This window comes from Roseiflexus sp. (assembly GCF_057785375.1).
The window spans coordinates 79515-104630 of record NZ_JBYNRX010000091.1; the positions used below are offsets into that span (position 1 = coordinate 79515).

General features: G+C 61.2%; 19 protein-coding genes. 11 read left to right on the forward strand and 8 right to left on the reverse strand.

The window, feature by feature from the left end; genetic code table 11:
- Nucleotides 1–152: 152 nt before the first annotated feature.
- Entirely contained in the window at nt 153–1220 is a 1068-nt protein-coding gene (locus tag AC3EA7_RS17720) for a glucose-1-phosphate thymidylyltransferase (protein WP_488615396.1), read from the forward strand.
- 46 nt (nt 1221–1266) lie between these two features.
- Here the strand turns inward: AC3EA7_RS17720 and glpX are convergent, their stop codons facing one another.
- Nucleotides 1267–2256 carry a class II fructose-bisphosphatase gene (gene glpX / locus AC3EA7_RS17725; RefSeq protein WP_488615397.1) on the reverse strand — a complete coding sequence of 330 codons (990 nt, stop codon included), beginning with the start codon at nt 2254–2256 and terminating at the stop codon, nt 1267–1269.
- Nucleotides 2257–2537: 281 nt separating this feature from the next.
- Here glpX and groES point away from each other — a divergent pair, with 281 nt between their 5' ends.
- Both groES and groL read left to right on the forward strand, forming a co-directional pair.
- Complete coding sequence (gene groES / locus AC3EA7_RS17730) at nt 2538–2843, forward strand: co-chaperone GroES (RefSeq protein ID WP_011958811.1); 306 nt, start codon at nt 2538–2540, stop codon at nt 2841–2843.
- Nucleotides 2844–2904: 61 nt separating this feature from the next.
- Nucleotides 2905–4539, forward strand: coding sequence for a chaperonin GroEL (groL, locus tag AC3EA7_RS17735; RefSeq protein ID WP_488615398.1), 1635 nt, complete (start codon nt 2905–2907; stop codon nt 4537–4539).
- A 47-nt stretch (nt 4540–4586) separates the two neighbouring features.
- Here the strand turns inward: groL and AC3EA7_RS17740 are convergent, their stop codons facing one another.
- Together AC3EA7_RS17740 and AC3EA7_RS17745 are read right to left on the reverse strand one after the other, a co-directional pair.
- The gene (locus tag AC3EA7_RS17740) at nt 4587–5783 is read right to left on the reverse strand and encodes an MGDG synthase family glycosyltransferase (protein ID WP_488615399.1); all 1197 of its coding nucleotides are present in this window, start codon (nt 5781–5783) and stop codon (nt 4587–4589) included.
- 91 nt (nt 5784–5874) lie between these two features.
- Entirely contained in the window at nt 5875–7062 is a 1188-nt protein-coding gene (locus AC3EA7_RS17745) for a methionine aminotransferase (protein WP_488615400.1), read from the reverse strand.
- Nucleotides 7063–7292: 230 nt separating this feature from the next.
- Between AC3EA7_RS17745 and AC3EA7_RS17750 the strand changes: the two genes are divergently transcribed.
- The 6 genes from AC3EA7_RS17750 (at nt 7293) to AC3EA7_RS17775 (ending at nt 14706) form a co-directional block, all read left to right on the forward strand.
- Nucleotides 7293–7637 carry a nucleotidyltransferase substrate binding protein gene (locus AC3EA7_RS17750; protein WP_488615401.1) on the forward strand — a complete coding sequence of 115 codons (345 nt, stop codon included), beginning with the start codon at nt 7293–7295 and terminating at the stop codon, nt 7635–7637.
- Nucleotides 7638–7734: 97 nt separating this feature from the next.
- Nucleotides 7735–7899, forward strand: a complete 165-nt coding sequence (locus tag AC3EA7_RS17755; protein WP_488615402.1) for a hypothetical protein — start codon at nt 7735–7737, stop codon at nt 7897–7899.
- An 886-nt stretch (nt 7900–8785) separates the two neighbouring features.
- Nucleotides 8786–10630, forward strand: a complete 1845-nt coding sequence (gene glmS / locus AC3EA7_RS17760) for a glutamine--fructose-6-phosphate transaminase (isomerizing) (protein ID WP_488615403.1) — start codon at nt 8786–8788, stop codon at nt 10628–10630.
- Between the two features lie 52 nt (nt 10631–10682).
- Nucleotides 10683–11630 carry a ferrochelatase gene (hemH, locus tag AC3EA7_RS17765; RefSeq protein ID WP_488615404.1) on the forward strand — a complete coding sequence of 316 codons (948 nt, stop codon included), beginning with the start codon at nt 10683–10685 and terminating at the stop codon, nt 11628–11630.
- A 315-nt stretch (nt 11631–11945) separates the two neighbouring features.
- Nucleotides 11946–13811: an efflux RND transporter periplasmic adaptor subunit gene (locus tag AC3EA7_RS17770; protein WP_488615405.1), complete on the forward strand. Its 1866-nt coding sequence runs from the start codon at nt 11946–11948 to the stop codon at nt 13809–13811.
- A gap of 133 nt (nt 13812–13944) precedes the next feature.
- Nucleotides 13945–14706, forward strand: a complete 762-nt coding sequence (locus tag AC3EA7_RS17775; protein ID WP_488615406.1) for a TIGR00266 family protein — start codon at nt 13945–13947, stop codon at nt 14704–14706.
- 247 nt (nt 14707–14953) lie between these two features.
- On the opposite strand, the gene AC3EA7_RS17780 is transcribed toward AC3EA7_RS17775, so the two are convergent.
- On the reverse strand, nt 14954–15118 hold the full coding sequence (locus AC3EA7_RS17780; RefSeq protein ID WP_488615407.1) for a hypothetical protein: 165 nt from the start codon (nt 15116–15118) through the stop codon (nt 14954–14956).
- Between the two features lie 457 nt (nt 15119–15575).
- On the opposite strand from AC3EA7_RS17780, the gene AC3EA7_RS17785 reads away from it, so the two are divergent.
- Entirely contained in the window at nt 15576–18053 is a 2478-nt protein-coding gene (locus AC3EA7_RS17785; protein ID WP_488615408.1) for an ATP-dependent Clp protease ATP-binding subunit, read from the forward strand.
- Nucleotides 18054–18539: 486 nt separating this feature from the next.
- The gene (locus AC3EA7_RS17790; RefSeq protein ID WP_488615409.1) at nt 18540–19235 is read left to right on the forward strand and encodes an SURF1 family protein; all 696 of its coding nucleotides are present in this window, start codon (nt 18540–18542) and stop codon (nt 19233–19235) included.
- Between the two features lie 43 nt (nt 19236–19278).
- On the opposite strand, the gene AC3EA7_RS17795 is transcribed toward AC3EA7_RS17790, so the two are convergent.
- The 4 genes from AC3EA7_RS17795 to AC3EA7_RS17810 all read right to left on the reverse strand — a co-directional run bounded on the left by AC3EA7_RS17795 (nt 19279) and on the right by AC3EA7_RS17810 (nt 24979).
- Complete coding sequence (locus AC3EA7_RS17795) at nt 19279–20493, reverse strand: patatin-like phospholipase family protein (RefSeq protein ID WP_488615410.1); 1215 nt, start codon at nt 20491–20493, stop codon at nt 19279–19281.
- 159 nt (nt 20494–20652) lie between these two features.
- Nucleotides 20653–21162, reverse strand: a complete 510-nt coding sequence (locus tag AC3EA7_RS17800) for a polyhydroxyalkanoate synthesis regulator DNA-binding domain-containing protein (RefSeq protein WP_488615411.1) — start codon at nt 21160–21162, stop codon at nt 20653–20655.
- Between the two features lie 62 nt (nt 21163–21224).
- The gene (locus AC3EA7_RS17805; protein WP_488615412.1) at nt 21225–24245 is read right to left on the reverse strand and encodes a SpoIIE family protein phosphatase; all 3021 of its coding nucleotides are present in this window, start codon (nt 24243–24245) and stop codon (nt 21225–21227) included.
- Nucleotides 24242–24979 (reverse strand): anti-sigma factor antagonist, encoded by a 738-nt coding sequence (locus AC3EA7_RS17810; RefSeq protein WP_488615413.1) that lies wholly within the window; start codon nt 24977–24979, stop codon nt 24242–24244. Before AC3EA7_RS17810 ends, AC3EA7_RS17805 begins: the two co-directional genes overlap by 4 nt.
- Nucleotides 24980–25116 lie beyond the last annotated feature (137 nt).

The following is a 25116-nucleotide window of genomic DNA, read 5'->3' on the forward strand; positions in this document are numbered from 1 at the left end:
CTCTGTGTGTTGGCGGATGATTGCCGTGGTCTGTCATCAGTCGATCATCCGGCGCCGGTACAATAGGAGTGGAAAAGAACAGAACGCCATCGGCAGGTTGCTGCGGCATAACGCCAACCGTCAAAGACGTTCAGATACGTGAGGAAAGGCGTATGAAAGGACTGGTTCTCAGCGGCGGCAAAGGAACCCGCCTGCGCCCCATCACCTATACCAGCGCCAAGCAACTGGTGCCGGTCGCCAACAAACCGGTACTCTTCCGCGTGATCGAGACGATCCGCGATGCCGGCGTCGAAGAAATTGGCGTGGTCATCGGCAGCACCGGACCCGAAGTGCGCGCTGCCGTCGGCGATGGCAGTCGGTGGGGGGTGCGGATCACCTACATCGAACAGGACGAACCGCTCGGTCTGGCTCACGCCGTCAAGATCTCGCGCGGATTTCTGGGATCGGATCGATTTGTCATGTTCCTAGGCGATAACTGCATCCAGGGAGGGATTGCACCATTGCTTCAGCAGTTCGGCGCAAGCGACTTTAACGCGCAGATCGTCCTCAAGCAAGTCGCCTCACCCGAACAGTACGGCGTTGCCGTCCTCGACGAACGAGGGCAGATCGTGCGGCTGATCGAAAAACCGCGTCAGCCGCCATCGGACCTGGCGCTGGTCGGCATCTATATGTTCGACGAGAGCATCTGGGATGCCGTGGAAGCGATCCGGCCATCATGGCGCGGCGAATTGGAGATCACCGACGCGATCCAGTGGCTGGTGGAGCACGGACAGCGCGTTTTCCCCTATATTCACCACGGTTGGTGGATCGACACCGGCAAAAAAGATGACATGCTGGAAGCGAATCGTTTAATCCTGGAGGAGATGCCAGCGTCGGTCGAAGGGTTCGTTGATCGCGACTCGCACCTGATCGGCAAGGTCATCATCGAAAAAGGCGCGGAAGTTGTGAACAGCACCATTCGCGGACCGGCGATCATTGGCGAACATACGCGCATTATCAACGCCTACATCGGGCCCTTCACCTCGATCTATCACCATTGCCTCATCGAGAGCGCCGAGATCGAACATTCAATCGTGCTGGAGCACTGCACCATCCGTGATCTGCCGCATCGCCTGGAGGATAGCCTGATCGGGCGGCACGTCGAGGTGACCCGCTCACCGCGCAAGCCGAAAGCGTACCGCCTGGTGCTGGGAGATCACTCGAACGTGGGAGTACTGTGAGAGAGGGTTGAGCGTTGAACGTTCGCCATTCAACGCTCAATGCCGGCTACCGGGCATGGACGTAATCAACGCCGGAAATACGCATGAGTTTCGCCCAGTCGTGGCGCGACTCCATATAGCGCACCGTGCCCGAAACGGCGCGCATGATAACCGAGTAGGTGCGGGCGCCGCCGCTGAAATAGCGCACCCCGCGCAGGAACTCGCCGTCGGTGATGCCGGTGGCGGCAAAGAAGACATTCTCGCCGCGCACGAGATCCGACGTGCGGTAGACACGCTCCAGATCGATCCCGTTGGCGACCGCCAGGGCGCGTTCGTCGTCGTTTCGGGGCCAGAGTTTGCACTGGATCTCGCCACCCATACACTTCATTGCGCACGCGGTAATCACCGCTTCCGGCGCGCCCCCGATCCCCATGAGGATGTCCGCAGGCGGGTCCTCGATGGCGGTCATAATGCCGGCGGATACATCACCGTGCAGGATGAGCTTAATGCGCGCTCCCGTCTCGCGGATCTGACGGATCAGGTCTTTGTGGCGCGGCCGGTCGAGCACAACGACCGTAATATCCTCGACTTCCTTTTTGAGCGCCCGCGCAACATTCTGAATGTTCTCGGCAACCGGCGCATTGATGTCGATAGCGCCGCGCACCTGCGGTCCGACCGCCAGTTTGTCCATATAGGCAATGCCTGACCAGTGATAGAGCGAACCGCGCTCGGCAACCGCAACCACGGCAATCGCACCTGGCATGCCCTCGGCGAGCAGCGTGGTACCCTCGACAGGGTCGACGGCGATATCAACTTCGGGCGGATCGCCGGTACCCACCTTCTCGCCGATATAGAGCATCGGCGCTTCGTCCTTTTCTCCTTCGCCGATCACCACCACGCCATCCATCGGCACCGCGTCGAGCGCAAAGCGCATTGCATCGACCGCCGCCTGATCGGCGGCATTCTTGTCGCCACGACCCATGAGGCGGGCGGCGCGTAACGCCGCCGCTTCAGTGCAGCGCACCAGGTCCATTCCCAGATTTCGTTCGAGACGCATCCGCAGCCTCCTTTGCAGTGACATCCCGCATAACCGCACATGTCGAAACGGGGTTCACTACGATTGTAGCATGAGTGTGTCTTTCTGCATAGTACAGTATGACGCAGCGCATTCGAGGCATGTTATGTCTACTGGCACTCTCGCCCGGTGAGTGCTAAAATAGGACTTGACAAACACAACCGATTTCGTTAGTATAGAAAGCGGCTAGCACTCTCAACAAAAGAGTGCTAACCGCTTCAATTCTCTGCATACGGCACACTGTTGAAGGAGGTTACACGGATATGGGTACGGATTTCCGCATCCGGCCGCTCGCCGATCGTGTAGTTGTCAAGCCGGTCGAGCGTGAGGAGAAGACCAAGGGCGGCATCTACTTGCCGGATACGGCGAGCAAAGAGCGCCCCATGGAAGGCACGGTTCTGGCGGTTGGCGAGGGGCGCATTGATGACAACGGCAAGCGCATCCCGATGAACGTCAAGCCGGGCGACCGCGTCATTTTCGCCAAGTACAGCGGCACCGAATTCAAGGTTGACGACGTCGAGTATCTCATTCTGTCGGAAAAGGATATCCTGGGCATTATCCAGGAGTGATGCTGTTTCTATCGCATAGTCGTCACACTGTATTCCGTCTGATCAGGAGGACAGGACTCCCATGCCAAAGCAGTTGTATTTCAACGAAGAAGCGCGCCGCGCGCTCAAGCGTGGCGTCGATATTGTTGCCGACGCCGTCAAGACGACGCTCGGACCACGCGGGCGCAACGTATCGATCGATAAGAAGTTCGGCGCACCAACGGTGACCCATGACGGGGTGACCGTCGCCAAAGAGATCGAACTGAAGGACCCCTTCGAGAATATGGGCGCACGCCTGCTGGTCGAAGTCGCCACCAAGACCAACGATGTCGTCGGTGACGGAACGACGACAGCGACCGTGCTGGCGCAGTCGATCGTCAATGAGGGCTTGAAGATGGTTGCTGCCGGCGCCAATCCCATGCTGATCAAGCGCGGTCTTGACAAGGCGGTCGAGGCGGTCGTCGCCGAGTTGAAGAGCGCCGCCATTCCGGTGCGCGACCGCGCCGACATTGCGCACGTTGCGGCTATTTCCGCCGCCGATAGCGAGATTGGCGATCTGATCGCCGAGGTGATGGAGAAGGTCGGCAAAGATGGCGTGATTACCGTCGAGGAGAGCAAGGGCATCGCCTTCGAGAAGGAATATACCGAAGGCATGCAGATCGACCGCGGCTACATCTCGCCCTACTTCGTCACCAACCCCGAGCGAATGGAAGCCGAACTCGAAGACCCCTACATCCTGATTACCGACAAGAAGATCAGCAGCATCCAGGACATTCTGCCGGTGCTCGAGAAGGCGTTGCAGGTCACCAAGAACCTGGTGATCATTGCTGAGGATGTCGATGGCGAGGCGCTGGCGACTCTGGTCGTCAACAAACTGCGCGGCACGATCAACGCACTGGCGGTGAAGGCGCCCGGGTTTGGCGATCGCCGCAAGGCGATGCTGCAGGACATCGCCATTCTGACCGGTGGTACGCTCATTTCGGAAGAGATCGGTCGCAAGCTCGACAGCGCCACGATCGAAGACCTGGGCCGCGCGCGCCGTGTCGTGTCGGACAAGGACAACACCACGTTCATCGAAGGGCGTGGCGATGAGCGTGCGATCCGCGCTCGCATCGAGCAGATTCGCGCGCAGATCGAGACGACGACCAGCGACTTCGATCGTGAGAAGTTGCAGGAGCGTCTGGCGAAGCTGGCGGGTGGCGTGGCTGTGCTGAAGGTCGGCGCCGCAACCGAGCCGGAGTTGAAAGAGAAGAAGCACCGCGTCGAGGATGCGCTCTCAACGGCGCGCTCGGCGGTCGAAGAGGGCATCGTGCCGGGCGGCGGCGTGGCGCTGCTCACGGCAATCCCGGCGCTCGATCGCGTTCAGGTGACGTATGAGGATGAGAAGTATGGCGTGCAGATCCTGCGCCGTGCGCTCGAGGAACCAATGCGTCAGCTGGCGCGCAACGCCGGTGAAGATGGCGCGGTGATCATCGATACCGTGCGCCGCCTCCAGAAGGAGAAGAACGATAAGAATATCGGCTACAATGTGCTCACCGGTGAGTTTGGCAGCATGATCGAGATGGGTATTATCGACCCGGTGAAGGTGACGCGCTCGGCAGTGCAGAACGCAGTGTCAATCGCCGGTCTGTTGCTGACCACCGAGGCATTGATTGCCGATATTCCAGAGGAGAAGCCAGCAGCGCCAATGCCTGGCGGCGGTGGGATGGACTTCTAAGGAGTCGGTTCCACGGGTAAAGGCGTTGCAATGCAACGCCTTTACTCTTACCGCCACGAACTCAACCACTCACTCAACGACAGGCGTGGCGTCAGACGCGGCGCCGCAGTGCGCGATGTCGCAAGGTCCCACACCATATCGGCGATCTCGAACGCCGCCAGCGGACGCCCTGCCGCGCGAGCAGCGTCTGCTGCCGCCCGCCGCGTTTCCGGACGATCAATCCAGCGCTGAAGGGCAGCGACGAAGTGTCGAGCATCCGGCGTGTACTGCGCGGCGCCACGTCGCACGACATACTCCAGGTTGCCCGCTTCCTGACCTGGCGCTGCACCGTAGATCAAAAGCGGACGCCCGACTGCCAGCGCCTCACTGACGCTCAAACCGCCCGCTTTGGTCGCAATGATGTCTGCCGCGTACATCATATCCGCCAGCGGCACAAAACCGTAGATGTGCGTCGGATTTTTCCAGTCGCGCGCGCGCAACCTGGCGACAAGATCACTATTGCGACCGGCGATCACCACAATCTGAAGGTTCTGGCACGCTTCATCGGCGGCGATTGCCAGTTCTGCCAGCGGACCGACCCCCGCGCCGCCGCCGGAGATCAGCACCGTCACCAGATCGGTGCGCCATCCCAGATCGCGCCGCACATGATTGGGTGGATTGCGCTGTGCTGCAAATCGGGGATGCACCGGAATCCCGACAATATGCACCTGCTCCGGGTTCAACCCGCAACTCAACGCGCGAGTGCGTACCTGTGCATTTGGAACGATACACAGATCATCCACCGGAGAGAACCACGCATGATGCACATGCCCCAGATCGGTAACAACCGTGACCAGACCGGGACACCCGCGTGCGCTCCGATAGGCGTCGGCAACCAGTGCCGTAAAGAGCGGATACACACTGATGACAATATCGGGCGCGTGACGCACCAGCAGGCGGTGCAACGCATCGCCAATCGCCAGACGCATCGCGTGGCGCAGCAATGCAGCATATGCCGCAGCATCGGTCAGCGTGTGCGCTCGATCATACCGCTCTGGCGCGTGGTGCATCGTCGATAAATAGAATGCTTCTGCATGACGGAACAGCGATGGACTTGACGGCTCGTGCAGCGGGTTGGCAATAGCGACCTGCACGCTATGACGATAGGTATGGAGCAGTGCCGCTTCGATCGCTTGCGCAGCGCTGCGATGTCCGCTCCCTGCATCGGTTGTCAGTATCAGGATGCGCACAACGCGCATAAGCATGTCCCTCCTCATTTTGCTCCTGGCATTGGTTAGACGTTCATGATTGTTTTACTGTTTCAACATCCACATACGTTGCCGGTGTATCACCCTGTCATAGATGGGCGCCTAGCCGCGCCAGGCGCTCTGCGGCGGCATCGATGGTCTCCAGACGCTTGGCGAAGCAGAAACGCGCCAGGCACGGCGCGCCCGCCGGATCACGGTAGAACGCCGACGTGGGGATCGCGGCCACGCCGATGTCGGTCGTCAGCCAGCGGCAAAAAGCGCGGTCATCGGTCCAGCCGATGGCGCTGATGTCGGCAGAAATGAAATAGGCGCCCTCAACTGGCAGCACTGGCAATCCAGCCATTGCAAGCGCCTGTGCCAGCCGCTCTCGCCGTTCGCCGTATTCGCGCAAGAGATCGCGGTAGTAGCCATTGACCGGCGCCTGTTCGAGCGCCGTCGCAATCGCTTCCTGCAACGGCGACGATGTGGCGAAAGTGACCCATTGGTGCGCCTGGCGCAGGGCCTGGTTCAGGTGCGCCGGTCCTACCGCATATCCGATCTTCCAGCCGGTGACGCTGAAGGTCTTGCCGGCGCTGTTCAGCGTTAACGTGCGCTCCCACATGCCGGGAAGCGTCGCCAGTGGAATATGCGTCGCGCCATCGAACACCAGCCGGTCGTACACTTCGTCGGTGACGGCGATGGTGTTGTGCTCCTGGCAGAGACCGGCGATGAGTTCAAGTTCGGCGCGGGTAAAGACTTTGCCGGTTGGATTGTGCGGCGTGTTGAGAATAACGAGCGCCGGTTTACGTGCGAAGGCGGCGCGCAGTTCCGCCGGATCGAACCACCAGGCCATGTGATCGGCATCCGGCGGATAGAGGCGCACCGGCAGCGGCGTACCGCCTGCCAGCGTAATGTCGGGCACATAGGCGTCGTATGCCGGCTCGAAAATGATGACGCCGTCTCCCGGATCAAGAAGCGCCAGCATTGCATCACAGAGCGCCTCCGTCGCGCCGCTGGTGATCGTCACTTCGCGCTGCCAGTCCACCGCGCGCCCATAGTCGCGTTCCCACTGTGCGGCAACCGCCTGCCGCAGGCGGGGGAGGCCGGGCATCGGTGCGTATTGGTTAATGTCGGCGCTGATCGCTGCGGCGGCTGCGTCTTTCACAAAAGCCGGGCCCGGAAAATCGGGGAAGCCCTGGCCCAGATTGATCGCGCTGCGCTCGAGCGCCAGCGCACTCATTTCGGTGAAAATCGTCGTGCCAAAATCCGCCACACGGCGGGCAAGCCTGCCGGACATGCATTCGCTCCCTGAATTCAGTTCGAGTGGGTTGGACGGTTTCCTTTACACCGTATCGTACCATATCGCAGTACACGCGCGGAGAGTCGGCGTCAGAAGCGGTAAGGCAAAGCCGTCGATCTGTGCGAGTCCAGATACGTGCAGATTGAAACGCATCGTCCGGTATGGTACTACGCCAGCATATCTATAGAGCGCCAGCATGTTCTTGCTACCGGTTCGGGGGATCGGTTATGAGTGCGCCGGATGCTCGCCTGAGACAGCGGCTGAGTCGTTTCAGGAAAGCCTTATCGCGGCTGCGCGAAGCGGTGGATCTCGCCGCCGAGCGTCCTCTTTCCAGGCTCGAAGAGCAGGGGCTGATCCAGGCATTCGAGTTCACCCACGAACTGGCATGGCATGTGCTGGCAGTGTTCTTGCCCATTATCCACAGGTGCAAAAAGCGGTGCTCTACGGCTCACGCGCACGTGGGAACTGCAAAATCGGGGCCGATATCGATCCTGACGCTGATTGGCGGCGATGAGCTGGATCTTTCTGTTTTGGGGAAAATCATGGATGACTTCACTGCAAAAAGCTGTTAAACACGAAGGTAACCACGAAGGTCACAAAGGGACGCCAAGGAAATGCACTTCATGTGTATTCACCTTCGTGCGCTTCGTGTCCTTGGTGGTTAAGCCTTTGTGCCGTGGACTCAAGGATGAACTTGATGATCTGCTGCTGCCGTATACATTTGATCTGTCGCTCTTCAATCTGATTAGCGATTCAGAGGTGCGCGAAGAAATCCGGCGTACAGGGGTGGTATTTTATGAACGCCGTGATGATCTGTATCTGAAAGAACTGTAAATCTGCCGCATCTTGACGCAAGGCGCAGTCTGGCGTATGCTTTCGGCAGGAAAGTCGTGCAGGGGCTTCAGGAGGTGATGAGGACGTCAACGGTCGTTGAGCAGCGCATGGGCTGCGGGATGGATACCCCGCAGTTGACGAGGCGGAGGTTCCCTGTCGCGCGACAGGGCTAACGCCGATGCTATCGGCGGAACATCGAGAGATCAGCGGATGCCTCCCAGGCGTGCAGCCGCCTGTGAGCGCTCCAGCAAACCCATCCGGCGACGGGTGGCGCAAATGGAGCGTAGCGAGCACCTTCCTACTATGCGGCACCTTGCCCTGTGTACGCCCCACACAGGCGGGCGCCGTTAACATCCGTCAAGTCTGCGGAGGGTTGGCGCGAGGCGTGAACCTGCCCGGCTTGCTAACTGTCCACACGCGGGTTAAGTGACTTCGCCGGTTGCTCAGGACGGGGTTCGGCGAAGACTCAGCAATGCGGCGGGCACAATGCCTGCGATTCCATGCAGGCGAGACGCCTGCGCTCCCGAAAGCGGCGCTGCAGCGAGCCAGACGCCTGCGCGTCCAGGTGGGGCGCGTGCGATGCAGGCGAGACGCCTGCGCTGCCAGGGTAGCGCTGTGGTCGGCGAGCTGCCCGCAATCCATGCAGGCGGGTCGCCTGCGATCCGTGCGGGCGAGATGCTGCGCTTCCGGGACGACGCTGCAGCGAGCCGGACGCCTGCGCTCCCGGAGGCGGCGCTGCGGCGAGCCAGACGACCGCGCGCCCGTGCGGGCGGGACGCCTGCGCTTCCAGGTTTGCGATGCAGGCGGGTCGCCTGCGCGCCCAGGGCAGGAACGGCACTGCGGCAGGCGAGATGACTGCACTTCTTATTGTGAAAGGAAACCACTCATGTGCGGAATCGTTGGATATATCGGACCGCGCGACGCCAGCGAGGTGCTGCTGCACGGTCTGGGACGGCTCGAATATCGCGGCTACGACTCGGCTGGCATTGCAGTTGACGATGGACAGCGTCTGCAATTGCGGCGCAGTGTTGGCAAACTCATGAATCTGGCAGCGCAGTTGCGCGAGCATCCGGTCAACGGGCGTTGCGGCATTGGTCATACCCGCTGGGCGACGCACGGCGGCGTCACTGAGGAGAATGCCCATCCGCATCGCGACGCATCGGGCGAGATCGTCGTCATTCAGAACGGAATCGTTGAGAACTATCTCGAGTTGAAAGAACGACTGATTGCCCACGGGCATCAGTTCGCTTCGCAAACCGATACCGAAGTCATCGCCCGATTGCTGGGCGAATACTACGATGAGACCGGATCGCTCGAACAGGCGATGCGCCGCACCCTTGCCGAACTGCGCGGCGGCAATGCGATTGTGGCGATGACGCGCCGTGAGCCAGGGAGGATCGTTGCCGCGCGCCTGGGGCATGCCGGAGGCATTGTGATCGGTGCGGGCGATGATGAGATGTTCGTTGCCTCCGATGTGCCGGCGATCCTCGATTACACTCGCCGCGTGGTGTTCCTCGACGACCGCGAGATTGCAGTGATCGACGCTGGCGGCGCAACGATCTCGCGGCTCGATGGAACGCCGGTTGTCCGCACTCTGATGAGCATCCCATGGGACCCGGTTTCCGCTGCCAAAGGCGACTACAAGCATTTCATGCAAAAGGAAATCTTCGAGCAGCCGCGCGCGCTGACCGATGTGCTGCGCGGACGGATCGATCTCGACCACGGCGCCGTGCTGCTCGATGAATTGACCTTCGATGAGCAGCAGTTGCGTCGGCTTGATCGGATCTATGCCGTTGGCTGCGGCACCGCATGGCACGCAGCGCTGATTGCGAAATTTGCTATCGAAGCACTGGCGCGATTGCGCGTGGAGGTTGATTACGGCTCTGAGTTCCGCTACCGCAACCCGCTGATCGGCGAGCGCACCGCAGTGCTGGCGATTACCCAGAGCGGTGAGACGGTCGATACATTGGCAGCAATGGAAGCGGCGCGACAGCAGCAGGCAAAGAGCATCGCCATCGTCAACGCCGTCGGGAGCCAGGCGGCGCGGCTGGCAGACGGCGGGGCGATCTACCTGCACGCCGGTCCTGAAATCGGCGTCGCTTCGACCAAGGCGTTCACCACAATGCTGATAGCGTCGTTTTTGCTGGCGCTGCGGTTGGGCGCGGTACGCGGCGTGCTCTCTGCCGATGAGGTGCGCCGGTACATCCAGGCGCTCATCGAACTGCCCGGCAAGGTTGAACGTATTCTGGAACGCCAGGCCATCTACGAAGAACTGGCGGAGCGGTACCATAGCGCCCATGATGCGCTCTACCTGGGCAGGCAGGTGAATTATCCGGTCGCATTGGAAGGCGCGCTGAAACTGAAAGAGATCAGTTACATTCACGCCGAAGGATATCCGGCAGGTGAAATGAAGCACGGCCCGATTGCATTGATCGACCGCGATCTGCCGGTGGTGTGCATCGCCATGCGCGACGGCGTCTATGAGAAAATGATCTCGAACATCGAGCAGGTGCGCGCACGCGGCGGGCATGTTATCGCCATTGCAACCGAGGGCGACGAACTGATCGCGTCGAAAGCGGACTACATCATCGAGGTTCCACACACGCTGCCGCTGCTGACGCCGGTGCTCACCAGCATCCCGATGCAACTGATCGCCTATCACATGGCCGTCCATCGCGGGTGCGACGTGGATCAGCCACGCAACCTGGCGAAAAGTGTGACGGTTGAGTAGCGATTGCCGTCGCAAACCTGCTATAATGACCTCCAAAGCAACGAGGTCAACCATGACGCCTGATAGATTGCCGCCGATCGGCGTGCTGGTGATGGAGTACGGAGAACCGGCGACGCTCGCCGATGTTGTCCCATACCTGACGGCCCACTACCACGGTTATCCGCCTTCGCCGGAGGACGTCGCTTCTATGCGCGAGCGCTGCCAGCGTGTGTGGAGCGGCACAAGCGGCGACTCCGCCGCCAGACATCTGGCGGCGGCGCTCGCCGACGAACTAACACAACGCTATGCTTCGCGTTTTCAGGTCGTCGTCGGCGCGCGCCACTGGCATCCAACCGTTGCAGATGCGCTTGCGCACCTCGTTCGGGCGGGCGTGCAGCGTGTTGTGGCGCTGCCGCTCAGCCCGGTCGCCTCGCAGATGAGCCTGCACAGTTGCCAGAACACGCTCGACCGCGCTCAGGAGAGCCTGGAGCGCCCGGTACATCTGCGCCTGATTGCGGAATGGCCCGATCTGCCAGGGTATTTGTCGGTGCTGACGACAAATGCCGTTATTGCGCTGGATCGTCTTGTCGGGAATGAACGCGGCCACGTGGCGCTGCTCGCTATTGCCCACAGTGTTGCCGAAAGCGCACGCAAGCCCGAAACCGACTATCAATGGCGACTGCGCCGGATGATGCAACGATTGGTCGCCACACTCGGCTGTGCTGCCGGGTATCTGGCGTACTACGGCGCGGAAGGCCCGGGACAGTGGCTGGGTCCTGATACGTTGACAGCGCTGGAAGAAATCGCCCGCGCCGGATTCGGGCATGTGCTGGCAGTGCCGATCAATAGCGTCTACGATAATGTCGAAGTGTGCTACGAACTCGATGTGCGCATGGCGGAGCGCGCTGCGGCGCTTGGGTTGAACTATGCGCGCGCTGCCATCCCCAACGCCGCGCCTGCGCTCATTGCCGATCTGGCAACCCTTGTGGCTGAAACGGCGTCGGTCTTTGATCAGGTCTGATGCCGGCAATACGAATAGCAGGAAAATCAGTCGAAACCCGGACAAACACGCTTGCACCTGTGACGCGGTTGGCGTTGGCTTCGACAGGCTCAGCCAACGCCAATCACGAGATTGTCTCATATTCGGTTTATCTTCCTATCCTTAAGAGCCTGTCTTGGAAAAGATCGTCGGGGAGGCGAAGGCAATGCCCTCCCCTCTCCAAACACACGTCACACGGCGATTTCTCGCATAGCCGCCCGCTCATGGGCAGCGCCGATGAAGGCGCTACCGATCGGATTCCTATCATGCATTGCGCCAGGATTGTCGAGGAACATCATGTCTGCAACCTCTGCGCGTCGCGGAATCACCCGGCGCGCCCTTATCACTGCAATTGGACTTGTGCTTATCGTGGCAGCGTGCGCTGCCGCAGTCTTCTTCTTTCGCGGCGGGCAACAGACGCCGGTGCGTAGCTACGGACTGGTCAACCCGCGGGTTGATACCCTGATTGCAACAGTCAATGCGACCGGACAGATCGCCCCTGTTCAGACGGTCAATCTCAGTTTTGCCGTGACCGGGCGAGTCGCTGAGGTGCTGGCGCGCCCCGGCGATACGGTGGAGAAAGGTCAGCCGCTGGCGCGGCTCGACACGCGCGAACTGGAACTGCGTCTCGCTCAGGCGGAGGCGCAACTTGCCCAGGCGCAGGCGAACCTCGACCGTCTGCTTGCCGGTCCATCGCCTGCCGAGATCGCCGCCGCCGAAGCGCAACTCGCACAGGCCGCCGGACAGTTGCGGCAGGTGGAAGGGAGTGTGACAACAGCGGATATGCGCGCCGCCGAGGAGCAACTCCGGCAGGCGGAGGCGCGCCTCAACCAACTGCTCAATGGCCCGCGCGAATCGGACGTTCAGACAGCCGAAGCGCGCATCCGCGAGGCGGAACTGAACCTGGAACGCCAGCGCTCTCAACTCTCCACCGCCAAGACCAACGCCCAGATTCAACTGGAGCAGGCGGTCAACCAGTTGACACAGGCGCAATCGCGCTACTCGACGGCGAAACAGAACTGGGAGTATGTGCGCGAAACCGGTGCCGACCCGATTGTGCGCACGGTGGCGGACCCGAACCGTCCAGGGCAGACGCGCCCGAACATCCTGAACGACTCGCAACGCCAGCAGTACTACGATGCGTTCGTCCAGGCGGAAGCGACATTGCGCAGCGCGGAAAACGCGGTTGCCCAGGCGCAGGTGAATTACGACAATGCACGCTTGGCGGAGGCGAACGGCGTCGAACTCGCCGAAGGACAACTGGCAGTCGCGCGCGCCAACCGCGATCTCCTCTTTGCCACCCCTGAGCCGGATGTACTGGCAGCGGCGCGCGCGCAGGTCGCAAGCGCCCGTGCGGCGCTCGACCGGATGCGCGGCGATCAGCGCGGCGGTCAACTCGAAGCGGCGCGCGCCGCCTACGAAGCGGCAAAGGCCAACCTTGAGCGCCTGCGCGCCGATCCGCGCTCTGTTGACCTGGCGGCAACCCAGGCGCAGGTCGATGGCGCGCGCGCTGCACGCGATCTGGCGCGACTGACGCTCGACGAAGCAGTGCTCAAGGCGCCGTTCAACGGCGTTGTTGCCGAGGTCAACCTGAAAATCGGCGAAGCGCCGACGCCGGGTCGTCCGGCAATTGTCCTCGCTAATCTGGAGCGTTTCTACGTCGATGTGACCGTGGATGAGATCGATATCACACGGGTGAGCATCGGCCAACCGGTGACGCTGACGCTCGATGCGCTGCCGGAGGTGACGCTGGCGGCGACGGTCGAGACAATCAGCCCGCTGGCGTTGCCGCAGGCTGCGGTCACATCATACCAGGTGCGGATCGGCATCCCCAACACCGACCCGCGGGTGCGCGCCGGTATGTCGGTTGGCGCCGACATCGTGGTCGCGGAGCGCGAGAATGCGCTGCTTGTACCGCGCCGCGCCGTGCGCAGCGACCGCGGGCGCCTGATCGTCGATGTGGTGCGTGATCCGGGGTTATGTGCGGCGCCGCCGGAGCAGCGTCCAGCGCACCCCGAACTTGAGGCACGGGACGTGACCGTCGGGTTGAGCAACGACCAGGCGATCGAAATCCTCAGCGGTCTCGATCCGCAGGCATGCGTCTATGTCGAAGGCGTCGATCAGCGCTTCACCTTCTTCACCGGACCGCCACGCACGCGGTAACGACAGAGAGGCGCAGATCAACCTGAAAACGCCTCTTGACGTACCTGTGCATCCTGGCATACACTTACCTTGTCGAGGGCTATAAGCGTATGCCGCGGCAACAGAACAATACCAGGAAAGGAGCGCTTCCCTCATGACCGATTATGGCAGCAATCGCCTGGACCTGCCCGATCCCGTTGTGACTGCGCGCGGGCGCGGCGTGACCGGGATGGAGTACCAGATCATCGGGACGACCATGCAGGCAGTGATCCTCGAACTCGATCCCGGCGAGACGGTCTACTCCGAATCGGGCGCGATGTCGTGGATGTCGGGCAATATCCAGATGGCGACCAATACGCGCGGCGGCGGGCTTGGCGGCATGTTCAAGCGCGCCATCTCCGGCGAAAGCCTGTTCCTCAATGAGTTCACCTCCGTTGGCGGCAAAGGGATCATCGCCTTCGCGTCCGACTTCCCCGGCAAAATTGTGCCGGTAGCGCTTGCCGAAGGGCAGATGATGATCGTCCAGAAGCAGGCATTCCTCTGCGCCGAAAAGACTGTGACGCTCGACATTCACTTCCACAAGCGCATGGGCGCAGGGTTCTTCGGCGGCGAAGGGTTCATCATGCAGAAGTTGACCGGTCCGGGAATAGCGTTCGTCTGTCTGGACGGCGAAATTGTCGAGTACACGCTCGATCCGGGGCAGGTGTTGAAGGTGGACACCGGGCATGTGGCGATGTATGAGCCGACGGTGGAGTTCGACATCGAGATAGTGAAGGGGTTCAAGAACATCCTGCTCGGCGGCGAGGGATTGTTCCTGACGACGCTGCGCGGACCGGGGCGCGTCTGGTTGCAGACAATGCCAACGACGAACCTGGCGAAGGCGATTGCGCCGTACATTGTCACCAGTTCGTCGTAGGCGTCTCGCGCTCAGAGCGGCAATCGAGCGACGCCTCTGACGCCAGAGGCGTCGCCTTTGTATCTGGAGCGATCCCCATCATGCCTGAAGCGTCCGTTGACCGTCTGATCGTCTGCGCAGGCTGAGCCTGCCGAAGCCCACGTCCGATCATGCATTGTGAGCAATGTAACGCTTTAGTCTCTATCGACAATGGAGACAGGTTCGGCGACCGGAGAAAGAAGAGCACTTAATACTTTCAGACCCGCCATTAAAAAAAAACGATGAGCAGGGGCGAGATGCCAAGCTGAAGCAAGGTTATCAGAATAGCGTAGATCAGATTCGTTTTCCAGATCGTGTAGGACATAAGTCCTATGGTGATCACGCCGCCAATCATCATCAAAATCAGTCCGTTCAACACATCGCCGTTATTCATCAATGATTCATTGTACCAATTGGTACATGAGGACAATGTGGGCAAATGTTTCTCCTTTGTTCCGTCAAGTCTTTTGCGCACAGAGGGTACAGGCATGATGTGTCAGACGGCAGGGAAGCGCGGTCTTGCCGCAATGCGCTCCGGTCGGCGACCGAAGAATGAAGGCGCTGCCCGCGCCCTGAGCCTGTCAAATGGCGAGAGTGTGCGACAACAACAGGCGTGATATGAACCGATCCGGGCTCGCGCAAAGGTACAGCGCCGGGGTCCGGGCATGAACAATCGGGCGGCTTCCTCATGCCTGAAGCAAGCGATGCCATCGAAGGGCTTGCCAGAAAGATCTCCTTGTGAGGGTCCCCCATTCGTGTGCATCCCAATCAGCAGATAGTGAGCCTCTGTGCTATACTTTATAACACGCGATGGCATTTGCCAGAGGAAGCATGCCTCAAGGACAGAGCACATGAGACTCGAACGGTTTACCGAGAAAGCCCAGGAAGCGTTTCAGGACGCTCAGGAGATCATGCACGACCAGCACCACACGCAGCTGGACGTCGAGCATATTTTCCTGGCGATGCTGCGGCAGCGCGACGGTCTGACAGTGCGTGCGATTGCACGGCTGGGCGTCGATGCCGAGATGGTGGCGCGGCGCGTCGAGCACGAACTCGAAAAGTCGCCAAAGGTCTATGGTCAGTATGGATACGGCAATCAGGTCTACATCACGCCGCGCACGCAGCGTCTGGTCAAACGCGCCGAGGAAGAAGCCAATCGCCTGAATGATCAGTACGTCGGCATCGAGCACCTGTTGATTGCGATCAGCGGTGAGCGCGAAGGCGCGTCGTCGCGCATTCTGAATAGCTTCGGCATCGATCAGGAGCGTATCTATCAGGCGCTGATGGATATTCGCGGCCACCAGCACGCCGATAATCCGAGCGCCGAGGCGCGCTATGAGGCGCTCTCGAAATATTCCATCGACCTGACCGACCTGGCGGCGCAGGGGAAACTCGACCCCGTCATCGGGCGCGAGGCGGAGATTACCCGTGTTATTCGCATTCTCTGCCGCCGCACAAAGAATAACCCCGTACTCGTCGGCGAAACCGGCGTCGGCAAAACCGCGATCGCCGAAGGGTTGGCGCAACGTATCGCCAGCGGCGATGTGCCGCTGCCGCTCAGAAATCGACGCCTGCTGGCGCTCGATCTGGCCGGCATGGTCGCCGGGTCGAAGTTCCGCGGCGAGTTCGAGGAGCGCTTGAAAGCAGTGATGGACGAGGTGCGCAGCAGTGAGGGGCAGATCATTCTCTTTATCGATGAACTGCATACCGTTGTCGGCGCCGGCGCCGCTGTCGGCTCGATTGATGCGTCGAATATGCTCAAGCCAGCCCTTTCGCGCGGCGAAATACAGGTGATCGGCGCCACGACCATTGATGAGTATCGCAAGCATGTCGAGAAGGACGCGGCGCTTGAACGGCGCTTCAGTCCGGTGTTCGTCGAAGAACCGGATGTCGAAACGACGGTCGAAATGCTGCGTGGTCTGCGTAAGCGCTATGAAGAGCATCATCAGTTGACGATCAGCGATGAGGCATTGCAAGCGGCTGCGCGCCTGTCGAGCCGGTATATCACCGATCGCTTCCTTCCCGATAAGGCAATCGATCTGATCGATGAGGCGTCCGCCAAACTGCGCATCGACATCTATTCGATGCCGAAGGCGTTGCGCGATCAGGAAGCCGAATTGAACCGCCTGCGTCGCGAGGAGGAAGAAGCCGGTGCGCGCCGTGACTATGAGCGCGCTGCGACCCTGCGCGCCCGCTATCTGCAACTCGAGACCGATTTCGAGCGCGCACGCAGTGAGTGGCTCAAGAGTTCCGACCTCGATGAGGTCGTCGATGAGGAGGACATTGCCGCCATCGTCTCGAATTGGACGGGCATTCCGATCAATCGCATGCTGGAAACCGAGCGCGAGAAACTTGTCGATATGGAAGATCGCCTGCACGAACGGGTGATCGGCCAGCACGAGGCGATTGTGGCGCTCTCCGATGCGATCCGCCGCGCGCGCAGCGGCTTGAAGGACCCGCGCCGCCCTATCGGCAGTTTCATCTTCGTTGGTCCTACCGGCGTCGGTAAGACGGAACTCGCCAAGGCGCTCGCTGAGTTCCTCTTCGACAGCGAAGATGCGATGACCCGCGTCGATATGTCGGAGTTTCAGGAGCGGCATACCGTGTCGCGCCTGATCGGCGCGCCGCCTGGCTACGTGGGGTATGAGGAAGCGGGACAATTGACCGAGAGCATCCGCCGCCGTCCGTATCAGGTGGTGCTGTTCGATGAAATCGAGAAGGCGCACCCGGATGTGTTCAACACGCTGCTGCAACTGCTCGACGATGGACGCCTTACCGATGCACAGGGGCATACGGTCGACTTCCGCAACACCGTGATCATTATGACTTCGAACGTTGGCACGGAGCATGTGCGGCAGCAGAGCCTGGGTCTGGTGCGCGCGCACGACAGGAATGCCGAGGAAGCCGCGCGTGAGCGGGTATTCGAAGCGCTGCGCCAGGCGTTCCGTCCCGAATTTCTCAACCGCATCGACGAGATTATCGTCTTCCATGCGCTCACAGAGCAGGAGTTGCTGCAGATCGTCGATCTGCTGGCGCGCGAGGTCGATGAGCGACTGCGTGAGCAGGGGTTGACGCTCGAACTGACGCCGGCGGCGAAGAAACTGTTGGTGCGCGAGGGGTACAATCCGGCGTATGGCGCACGTCCGCTGCGCCGCACCGTGCAACGCATGGTCGAAACGCCGCTGTCGCGTAGCCTGTTGCATGGAACGTTCAAAGCGGGTGACACGATCATTGTCGATGTCGATCCGCAAACCGGCGAGTTGACCTTCACCCGCCGCGAGACGCTCGATCTGGAAGTCAAGAAACCGGTTGAGCCGGTGAGTGGCTGACGCTGCTGCGACGACCGTCTGACACGGCAGTACAGCGTAGAGACGGGTCTGAGACTTCCATACTCTTCGTGTCTTGCCGCATTCGATTCAGACTGGCAAGGCGCTGTGCGGGCGGGCTGAGACCGCGCACGATGCACAGGAGCGCTATGGCGCCCCCGACTGACAAGGGAGTGCAACGTCAGGGCAGGCCTCATAGAGCGATCGACCGAAATCGAGACAATCAAGAACGTGGAGCGGCAGAGGTTTGCTTCGACAGGCTCAGCCAACCTCAGCCGCAAAACGGTCGCCACAGGCAATGATTGTGCGACATTTGGTTATTCGTTCAATCAGACCACGCCAGATGCCAAGGAGCGCCATGGCGACCCCGACTGAATGCGAAGGAGTATCATGGCGACCCCGACTGACAAGGGAGGGCCACGTCAGGGCGGGTCTCAACCCCACCTGGAGGGCGGGTCTCACACCCGCCTTCTACAGAGCGGCAGGCGCGTGGTTGCAACTCTGCTCGTCCTGGTCGGCGCCATTGCACTCTGCGGATTGGGGATGTGGCAACTCGACCGCCACGCCCAACGCGCAGCGCTGAATGCGCGCATCGCTGCCGGTTTGGCTCAGCCTCCGATACCGCTGGAAGCGGTTGGTGATCTCCAGTTGCTCGACTATCGTCCCGTGACGGTGCGCGGCGTCTTCGACCCGACGCATGAGGTGTTGCTGCGCAATCGTTCGTTCAACGGCGTCACTGGCTACCATATGATTACACCGCTGCGCCTGAGTGGACGAAACGAAGCGGTGCTCGTTGATCGCGGCTGGATTCCGCTGACGGAAGCGTCACCGGACGCACGGCGCAGATTCGCTCCCGCTGCTGGCGAAATCCTGGTGACCGGCATTGCCCGTCAGCCTGAGACCTATGTTGGCGGACCCAAGGACCCGCCGCTGACGTCGGCACGACCGCGCCTCGATGCCTGGTTTCGCGTCGATGTAGCGCGCATTCAAGAGCAAACGCCGTATCCGCTGCTGCCGGTGTTCATCGAGATGCAGCCGGTCGCTGATGCACCCTTCACCCTGCCGCAGCCGATCCCGCCGCCTGAACCGGATCAGGGTCCACACCTGGGGTATGCCATCCAGTGGTTCGCGTTCGCCGTCATTCTGGTGGTGGGATACGTTGCAGTGCAATACAAAACCAGGTAGCGACGTTGCACATGCAACGTCGCCCCATCGCAATCCAGCGTCGCTACCGGGGCGCCGTCCCGCCGCGTTGTTCGAGCAACTGTTCCAGAGAGGCAAGCGTATTGCGCAGATCGCGCGGACCGCGACGCACATGAGCGACATTCACATTATGGGCGACGGTTGCCAGGCGCTCGGCGACATGCTGGCGCTGAAGGGTGATGCCGTGGCGGGCGAAGATATTGCGGTAACTCTCGTACCGCTCGCTCAAGAAGGCAGCCACCGTCTCGAACCCGTGCCGCGCCACCTCGGTGCGGCTGGAGTAGCGCATGGGCATCTCCGAGAACATGCGCACATCGTCGCGCGCCGGCTCGATCAGAATAATGTCCACATCGGGGTGGCGACGATGGATCTGCTTCAGGTGGTAGTGCAGCGCTGAGTGGAACAGCGTGCGAAAGACCTGATTGACAATGCCCGGCGCCCCCATATCACGAATGTGAATCGATTCGTCATTTGCTTCTTCGAGGTCATAGGGAACCAGCGGATTGACGCACACGATCAGGCGCGCGCCGCGTTCAATCGCCAGATCGAGGCTGGCATTGCCGCGCACCCCGCCATCGACATAATCGCGGTCGCCAATTCGCACCGGGCGATAGACCATCGGCATAGCCGACGACGCCGCGACTGCCTGTGAAATTGGGACATCATCATAGGGCGGAGCACCGAACACCACCCGCGCGCCGGTATCCAGGTCGGTTGCAATAATGACCAGCTCACGGGATAACTTGCGGAAGTCGTTGGTTCTGCCATCACGCGACAGCACCGCACTGAGGTAACGGTCAAGCGAGCCGATATCGTACAGCCCGCCGGGCAGCGCCAGGGCAAACGCCTCGATCAGGTCGAGCAGCGACAGGTGCTTCCGCGAAAAGATGAGCGCCTGGATCGCACGCAGCGCCACGTTCGGCAGATGCAGCCCTTGCGCCAGAATATCACGCCCGTTGAGCGTGAACAGATCGCCCATGTTGAGCGGCGCGATGCCGTCGAGCGGCACTTCGAGATGGCGCATCAACTCGCGCGGCGTCAGTCCATTAACCAGGCAGGCGGCCACCAGTGCGCCGGCGCTGGTGCCGATGAACACATCGAAATCATTCACGCTGAAGCCGTGAAGGAGGTCGTCGAGCGCACGGAGTGCGCCAATTTCGTAGGCGGCGCCGGTCACTCCGCCGCCAGCCAGAACTAACGCGGCTTTGCTCCGTCGCGTCGTGACGCCACTGTCGCTCATAGCCTCTCCTATGCATGCGGCGGCAACGACCGCAGCGTGATAATCGGATACGCAGACATCAATTCCAACGCGAACACTGTAGCGCTGTTCCAGAATACAGGAATGCGCTTCCTTCCTTCGCAGACCAAATCATCTGCTGAAGCGTTCTCGACCGATTCGTTATTTCTTCTGTTGCGCGAGGAGTTGCTCAACGAGTTGCATCAACGCATCGACCTGCTCGTGCAGTCGGTCGACGTCGCTTTTGCTTGGCAGACTGGGCGACACCGCCAGATCGTATGAATCTACCAGCAAGGCGCGCAACCGTTGCACTTCATCGTCGTTGAGCCTGCCGGTTTCACGGAGATGCGCCAGACGACGTTCAATTTCAGCATTGACAAGCCCTGTGCCTCCCAACGCTCCGAGGAGCGAACGTTGCAGCCCGCTCAATGTCCCTTCACCGGCGCGGATCAGGCTGGTCAACAGCGATGTCGGCAATCGCCCCTGGTCACCACGGGTTTGCAGCGCGACCTGCGCCAGAATCTGCGCCGTAATATCCTCCCCCGTCTCATTGTCGATCACCCGGACCTGCTCTCCCGCCTGCACCAGCGCCGCAATGCCTTCGAGCGTGATGTACTGTTTGCGGTCAATGTGGTACAGTTTGCGGTTGGCGTACTTTTTGATGGTTTGCATGGGCACTCTCCGGATCACACGTTTCTATTATAACACACTGCGTCAGGGACGCGGTGTCCATGTCAGTTACATCCCTCTCGTTTGATGATCACCAGTGTTACATCGTCATAGAGCGGTCCTTCGGCATAACGACCGAGCGCCCTGGTGATAGATTCGAGAATGGACTGTGCGCTGCCGGTGCGCGTCGCCGCAACCATCTCAATCAATCGTTCGACGCCAAACGGCTCTTCTGCGGCATTGATCGCTTCGGTTACGCCATCGGTATAGCAGACGACCACATCACCGTGGGCGAGGCATACCTCACGTTCTTCTAATGTTATCTCTTCCAGCACGCCCAACGCAATGCCCGGCGTGTGCAGCATTTCGACTGCGCCGTTGGCGCGAAACAGGATCGGCGGGTTGTGCCCGGCGCAGCAGTAGCGCATACGCCCGGTGTGCGGTTCGATGATCCCGTAGAAGACGGTGACAAACATGCCGGCTTCCGTGTCGCGGGTAATCCAGCGATTGGCGCGGGTCAACGCCGCTGCCGGCGCCGACCCGTCGAGCGCCGCTGCACGCACCAGGCTACGCGCCAGCGCCATAAACAACGCCGCAGGCACACCTTTGTCACTCACATCGGCGATAACGAACCCCATCGGCTGCATAGCGGACCCGTCATCCGACCGCCCATCACCTCTGGGGCGTCGATCAGGCGTCGACTGCCCCGGAAGGCGCCAGTAATCAAAAAAATCCCCGCCGACCATCCTTGCCGACCGCCAGTCGGCAGCCGTGTCCCAGCCTGGCAGATCCGGCGCGTGTGCTGGCAACAGGGTCCGCTGAATGTCGCGTGCCACCCGCAGTTCTTCCTCCAGTCGCGCTGCCTGCGCCGCTTCCTGCGCCAGCAGAGCACTTTCGAGCGCCCCGGCGATCTGTGCGGCGAAGCCGTTCGCAAGAGTCAGGTCACGGACGGTGAAGTGATGCGGTGATGGTCCATAATCGAGCACCAGCATACCCAACGCAGCCCCGCGCGTCCAGAGCGGCGTCGCCAGGAGCGAAGCGCTGCCGAAACGTTCGATGATCGGAGCGCAGCGATGACGATACTCGCCGACAGAGTCGAGCGTCAGCGGCGCCACCGTGCGCACGACTTCGGTCAACAGCGGCGCGTCCTGCTCGGCAATCGGGCGCCCGATGAACGTGGCGCGATCATCCGGGCGCAACCCATAGGCTGCCAGCGGCGTAAAGGCGGCGGCGGCGCGATCCCAGATCAGGCAGTAGCAGCGGTCGCACCCCAGCAGGAGCGGCGGCAGGCGCACCACGGCAGGCAGGAGCGCATCGAGCGATGTCGCCCGTGAGAGGTTCTCGGCAACCTGCAGGAGCGCATTGAGCGTCCACGCTTCTTCGCGCTGCGCCTGAAACGCGCGCGCACTCTTGACGGCAACGGCAACTTGATCGGCAAGGGTGCGGGTGACGAACAGGTCGCTGCGCTGAAAGCGACCAGCCTCTGTGCTCTGAATGTCGAGCACGCCGATGACATGCTCAGCATAGCGCAGCGGGACTGCGAGTTCGGCGCGCGTGTTCGAGTCGTCACTGATATAGCGTGGGTCGGCGCGGACATCATTGACCAGCAACGGTTGCCCGGTCAGCGCTGCATTGCCGACGATCCCCTCGCCGGGGTTCAGAGTCATCTCGCGCAAACGTTCGAGCGCCTCGCCTTCGACGGTGCTGGCGCTGAAGTGCAGTCGTCCATCTTCTTCCATCAGAAAGATATGGACCGTATGGTAGCCGAATCGTTCGCGGATCAACCGGACAACCGAAGGCAGCAGTTGATCCAGGTCGAGAATCGCTGTGATACGCTCGCTGACGTCCTGGATCGCCTGGAGTTGTACGGCACGCTCATTGGCAGCGGCGAAGGCGCGCGCTTTTGCGATTGCCACTGCCGCCTGATCCGCCAGGAGCGAGAGCATGCGCAGATCATCGGCGTCGAACGCATACGGTTGATAACTCTGGATCGAGATCGTGCCGATCACTTTTCCGCCATCGAGAAGCGGCACATAGATCCCGGAGCGAGGCGGGCGATCGCTCTGATAGCGCGGGCGCGCCGGCAGGCGATCCATCTCGGTGACAAAATCCTCGACCAGCAGCGAGCGTCCCGTCTGCCGCATCCAGCCGACCAGCCCATCGCCGCCTGGCAGTTCAACGGTCAACGGCGGCAGGCGCACCCGATCCTGAACGCGCACCACCAGGGTGTACCGGTCACTCTCCGGGTCGAACAAGCCCAGGTGAAACGATGAGGTATCGACGACTTTACTTGCCGCGCGGTAGATCAATTCGCTCAACGCCTCGACATCGAGTTCGGCGCGAATAATTTCGCGGCTGGCTTCGTTCAGCAGCCCCAGCTCACGGATGGAGGCGCCCTGATTGCGCAGGTTCATCGCCGCCTGACGCACGGCCAGGCTGGCGGCGAGCAAGCCGACTGCCGCAAACACAAAATACCCGCTTCCCAGGCGCGTGTAGATGGCGGCGAACAACGCCGCAAGCGGCAGGGGCGCAATTTCGGCAGTCACAACCGGCATCCAGGATGATTGCCACCACGTCAGCACGCCGGTCATTCCACCCTGGATGTACTCGCGCATCGCACGATTCAGTTGAATAAGCAGTGGGTAGCAAAGGATCAACGTCATCAGCGAGAGCGCTTCACCCGGCGCATCATCAGCCAGCAGACGCGCCAGCGCGCCGCTTGCCAGCACCGCCCCGGCGCGCACGCCACTGCGCAGAAGCGGACGGGCTGCCAGCAGATAGAACGTGCGCGGACGACGGTAGATCAACGGCAGCAACACGCCGAAGATCAACCCGGAGACCCCGGCGACCAGCGCGCCATCGGCGGGACCGAGCGCCAGCGCTGCTGCCAGAATGACAATGCCGGTGAGACTGTGCGGATCGGCTGGCGGCACACGAAAGGCGGCGGCTTCCACCAGCAGCGCCAGAACGATGAACAACGCCAACACGCCCCAGGGTGCAGCGCCGGGGCTGCTGAGGATGAGGGCAGTCCAGCCGACTGCCCCCACAACCAGACCATAGAGGATGAGCCGCCGCTCGCGATTCACGCGTGTTCCTGACCGAATGCCGCCAGCGCCTCGTGGCGCGAGGAGTGAATGGCAAATAGCTGAGTAAAGCCGGTCAACTCGAACACCTCGCGCACCTGTGGACGCAGATTGCAGAGGCGCAGTTCACCGTTGCGCGCCAACAGTTCTTTGCGCGCCAGCAACAGCGAACGCAGCGCCGTGCTGCTGAGAAATGTCACGTTATCAAAATCGAGCAGGACATACTCCGCCCCATCAGCAATCGCCTGATGCACCGGCGCCAGCGCCGGTTCGGTTCCGACCGCGTCGAGCCTGCCGCTCAGTCGGAACTCGTGCGCCTGGATGCGTGGCGGGATGTGTTTGACCATCGTCAGGAGGTTGCCGTCGGTGTCGTCGAAATCGAAGCGCACCTGATCCATCAACCGATTCATCAGATAGAGTCCCAGTCCGCCAGGTTGACGTTCCTCCAACGGCGACAACAGATCGGGCGGCGGCACATCATCGGGATTGAAGCGTCGTCCATAGTCCCGCAATGTAATGATCAGGCGGTCGTCCTCAATCCGCCACGTCAGTTCAATCGTGCCAGGGTTGCCAGGCTCGTACCCGTGCTGAATGATATTCGTCGCCGCTTCATCGGCCGCCAGTTCGACCTGCCACGCGGCGTGCTCGTCCAGCCCGGCGCGACGCGTCGCCTCGTTAATGAAGGCGCTGATCGACGCCAGTGATTCGAGCTTGGCGGGAACTGTCAACGATTCCATGGATGCCAGTCATCAGGCAATGAGCGCGGGCAATGCGCACAGATGCCGCTGCAGCGAGGCTTCACCGTCGAACTCGATACATCCATCAGCCTGGCTTGCGACAGCGCCGACGGACGCACCTCATATGCTCATAGAGC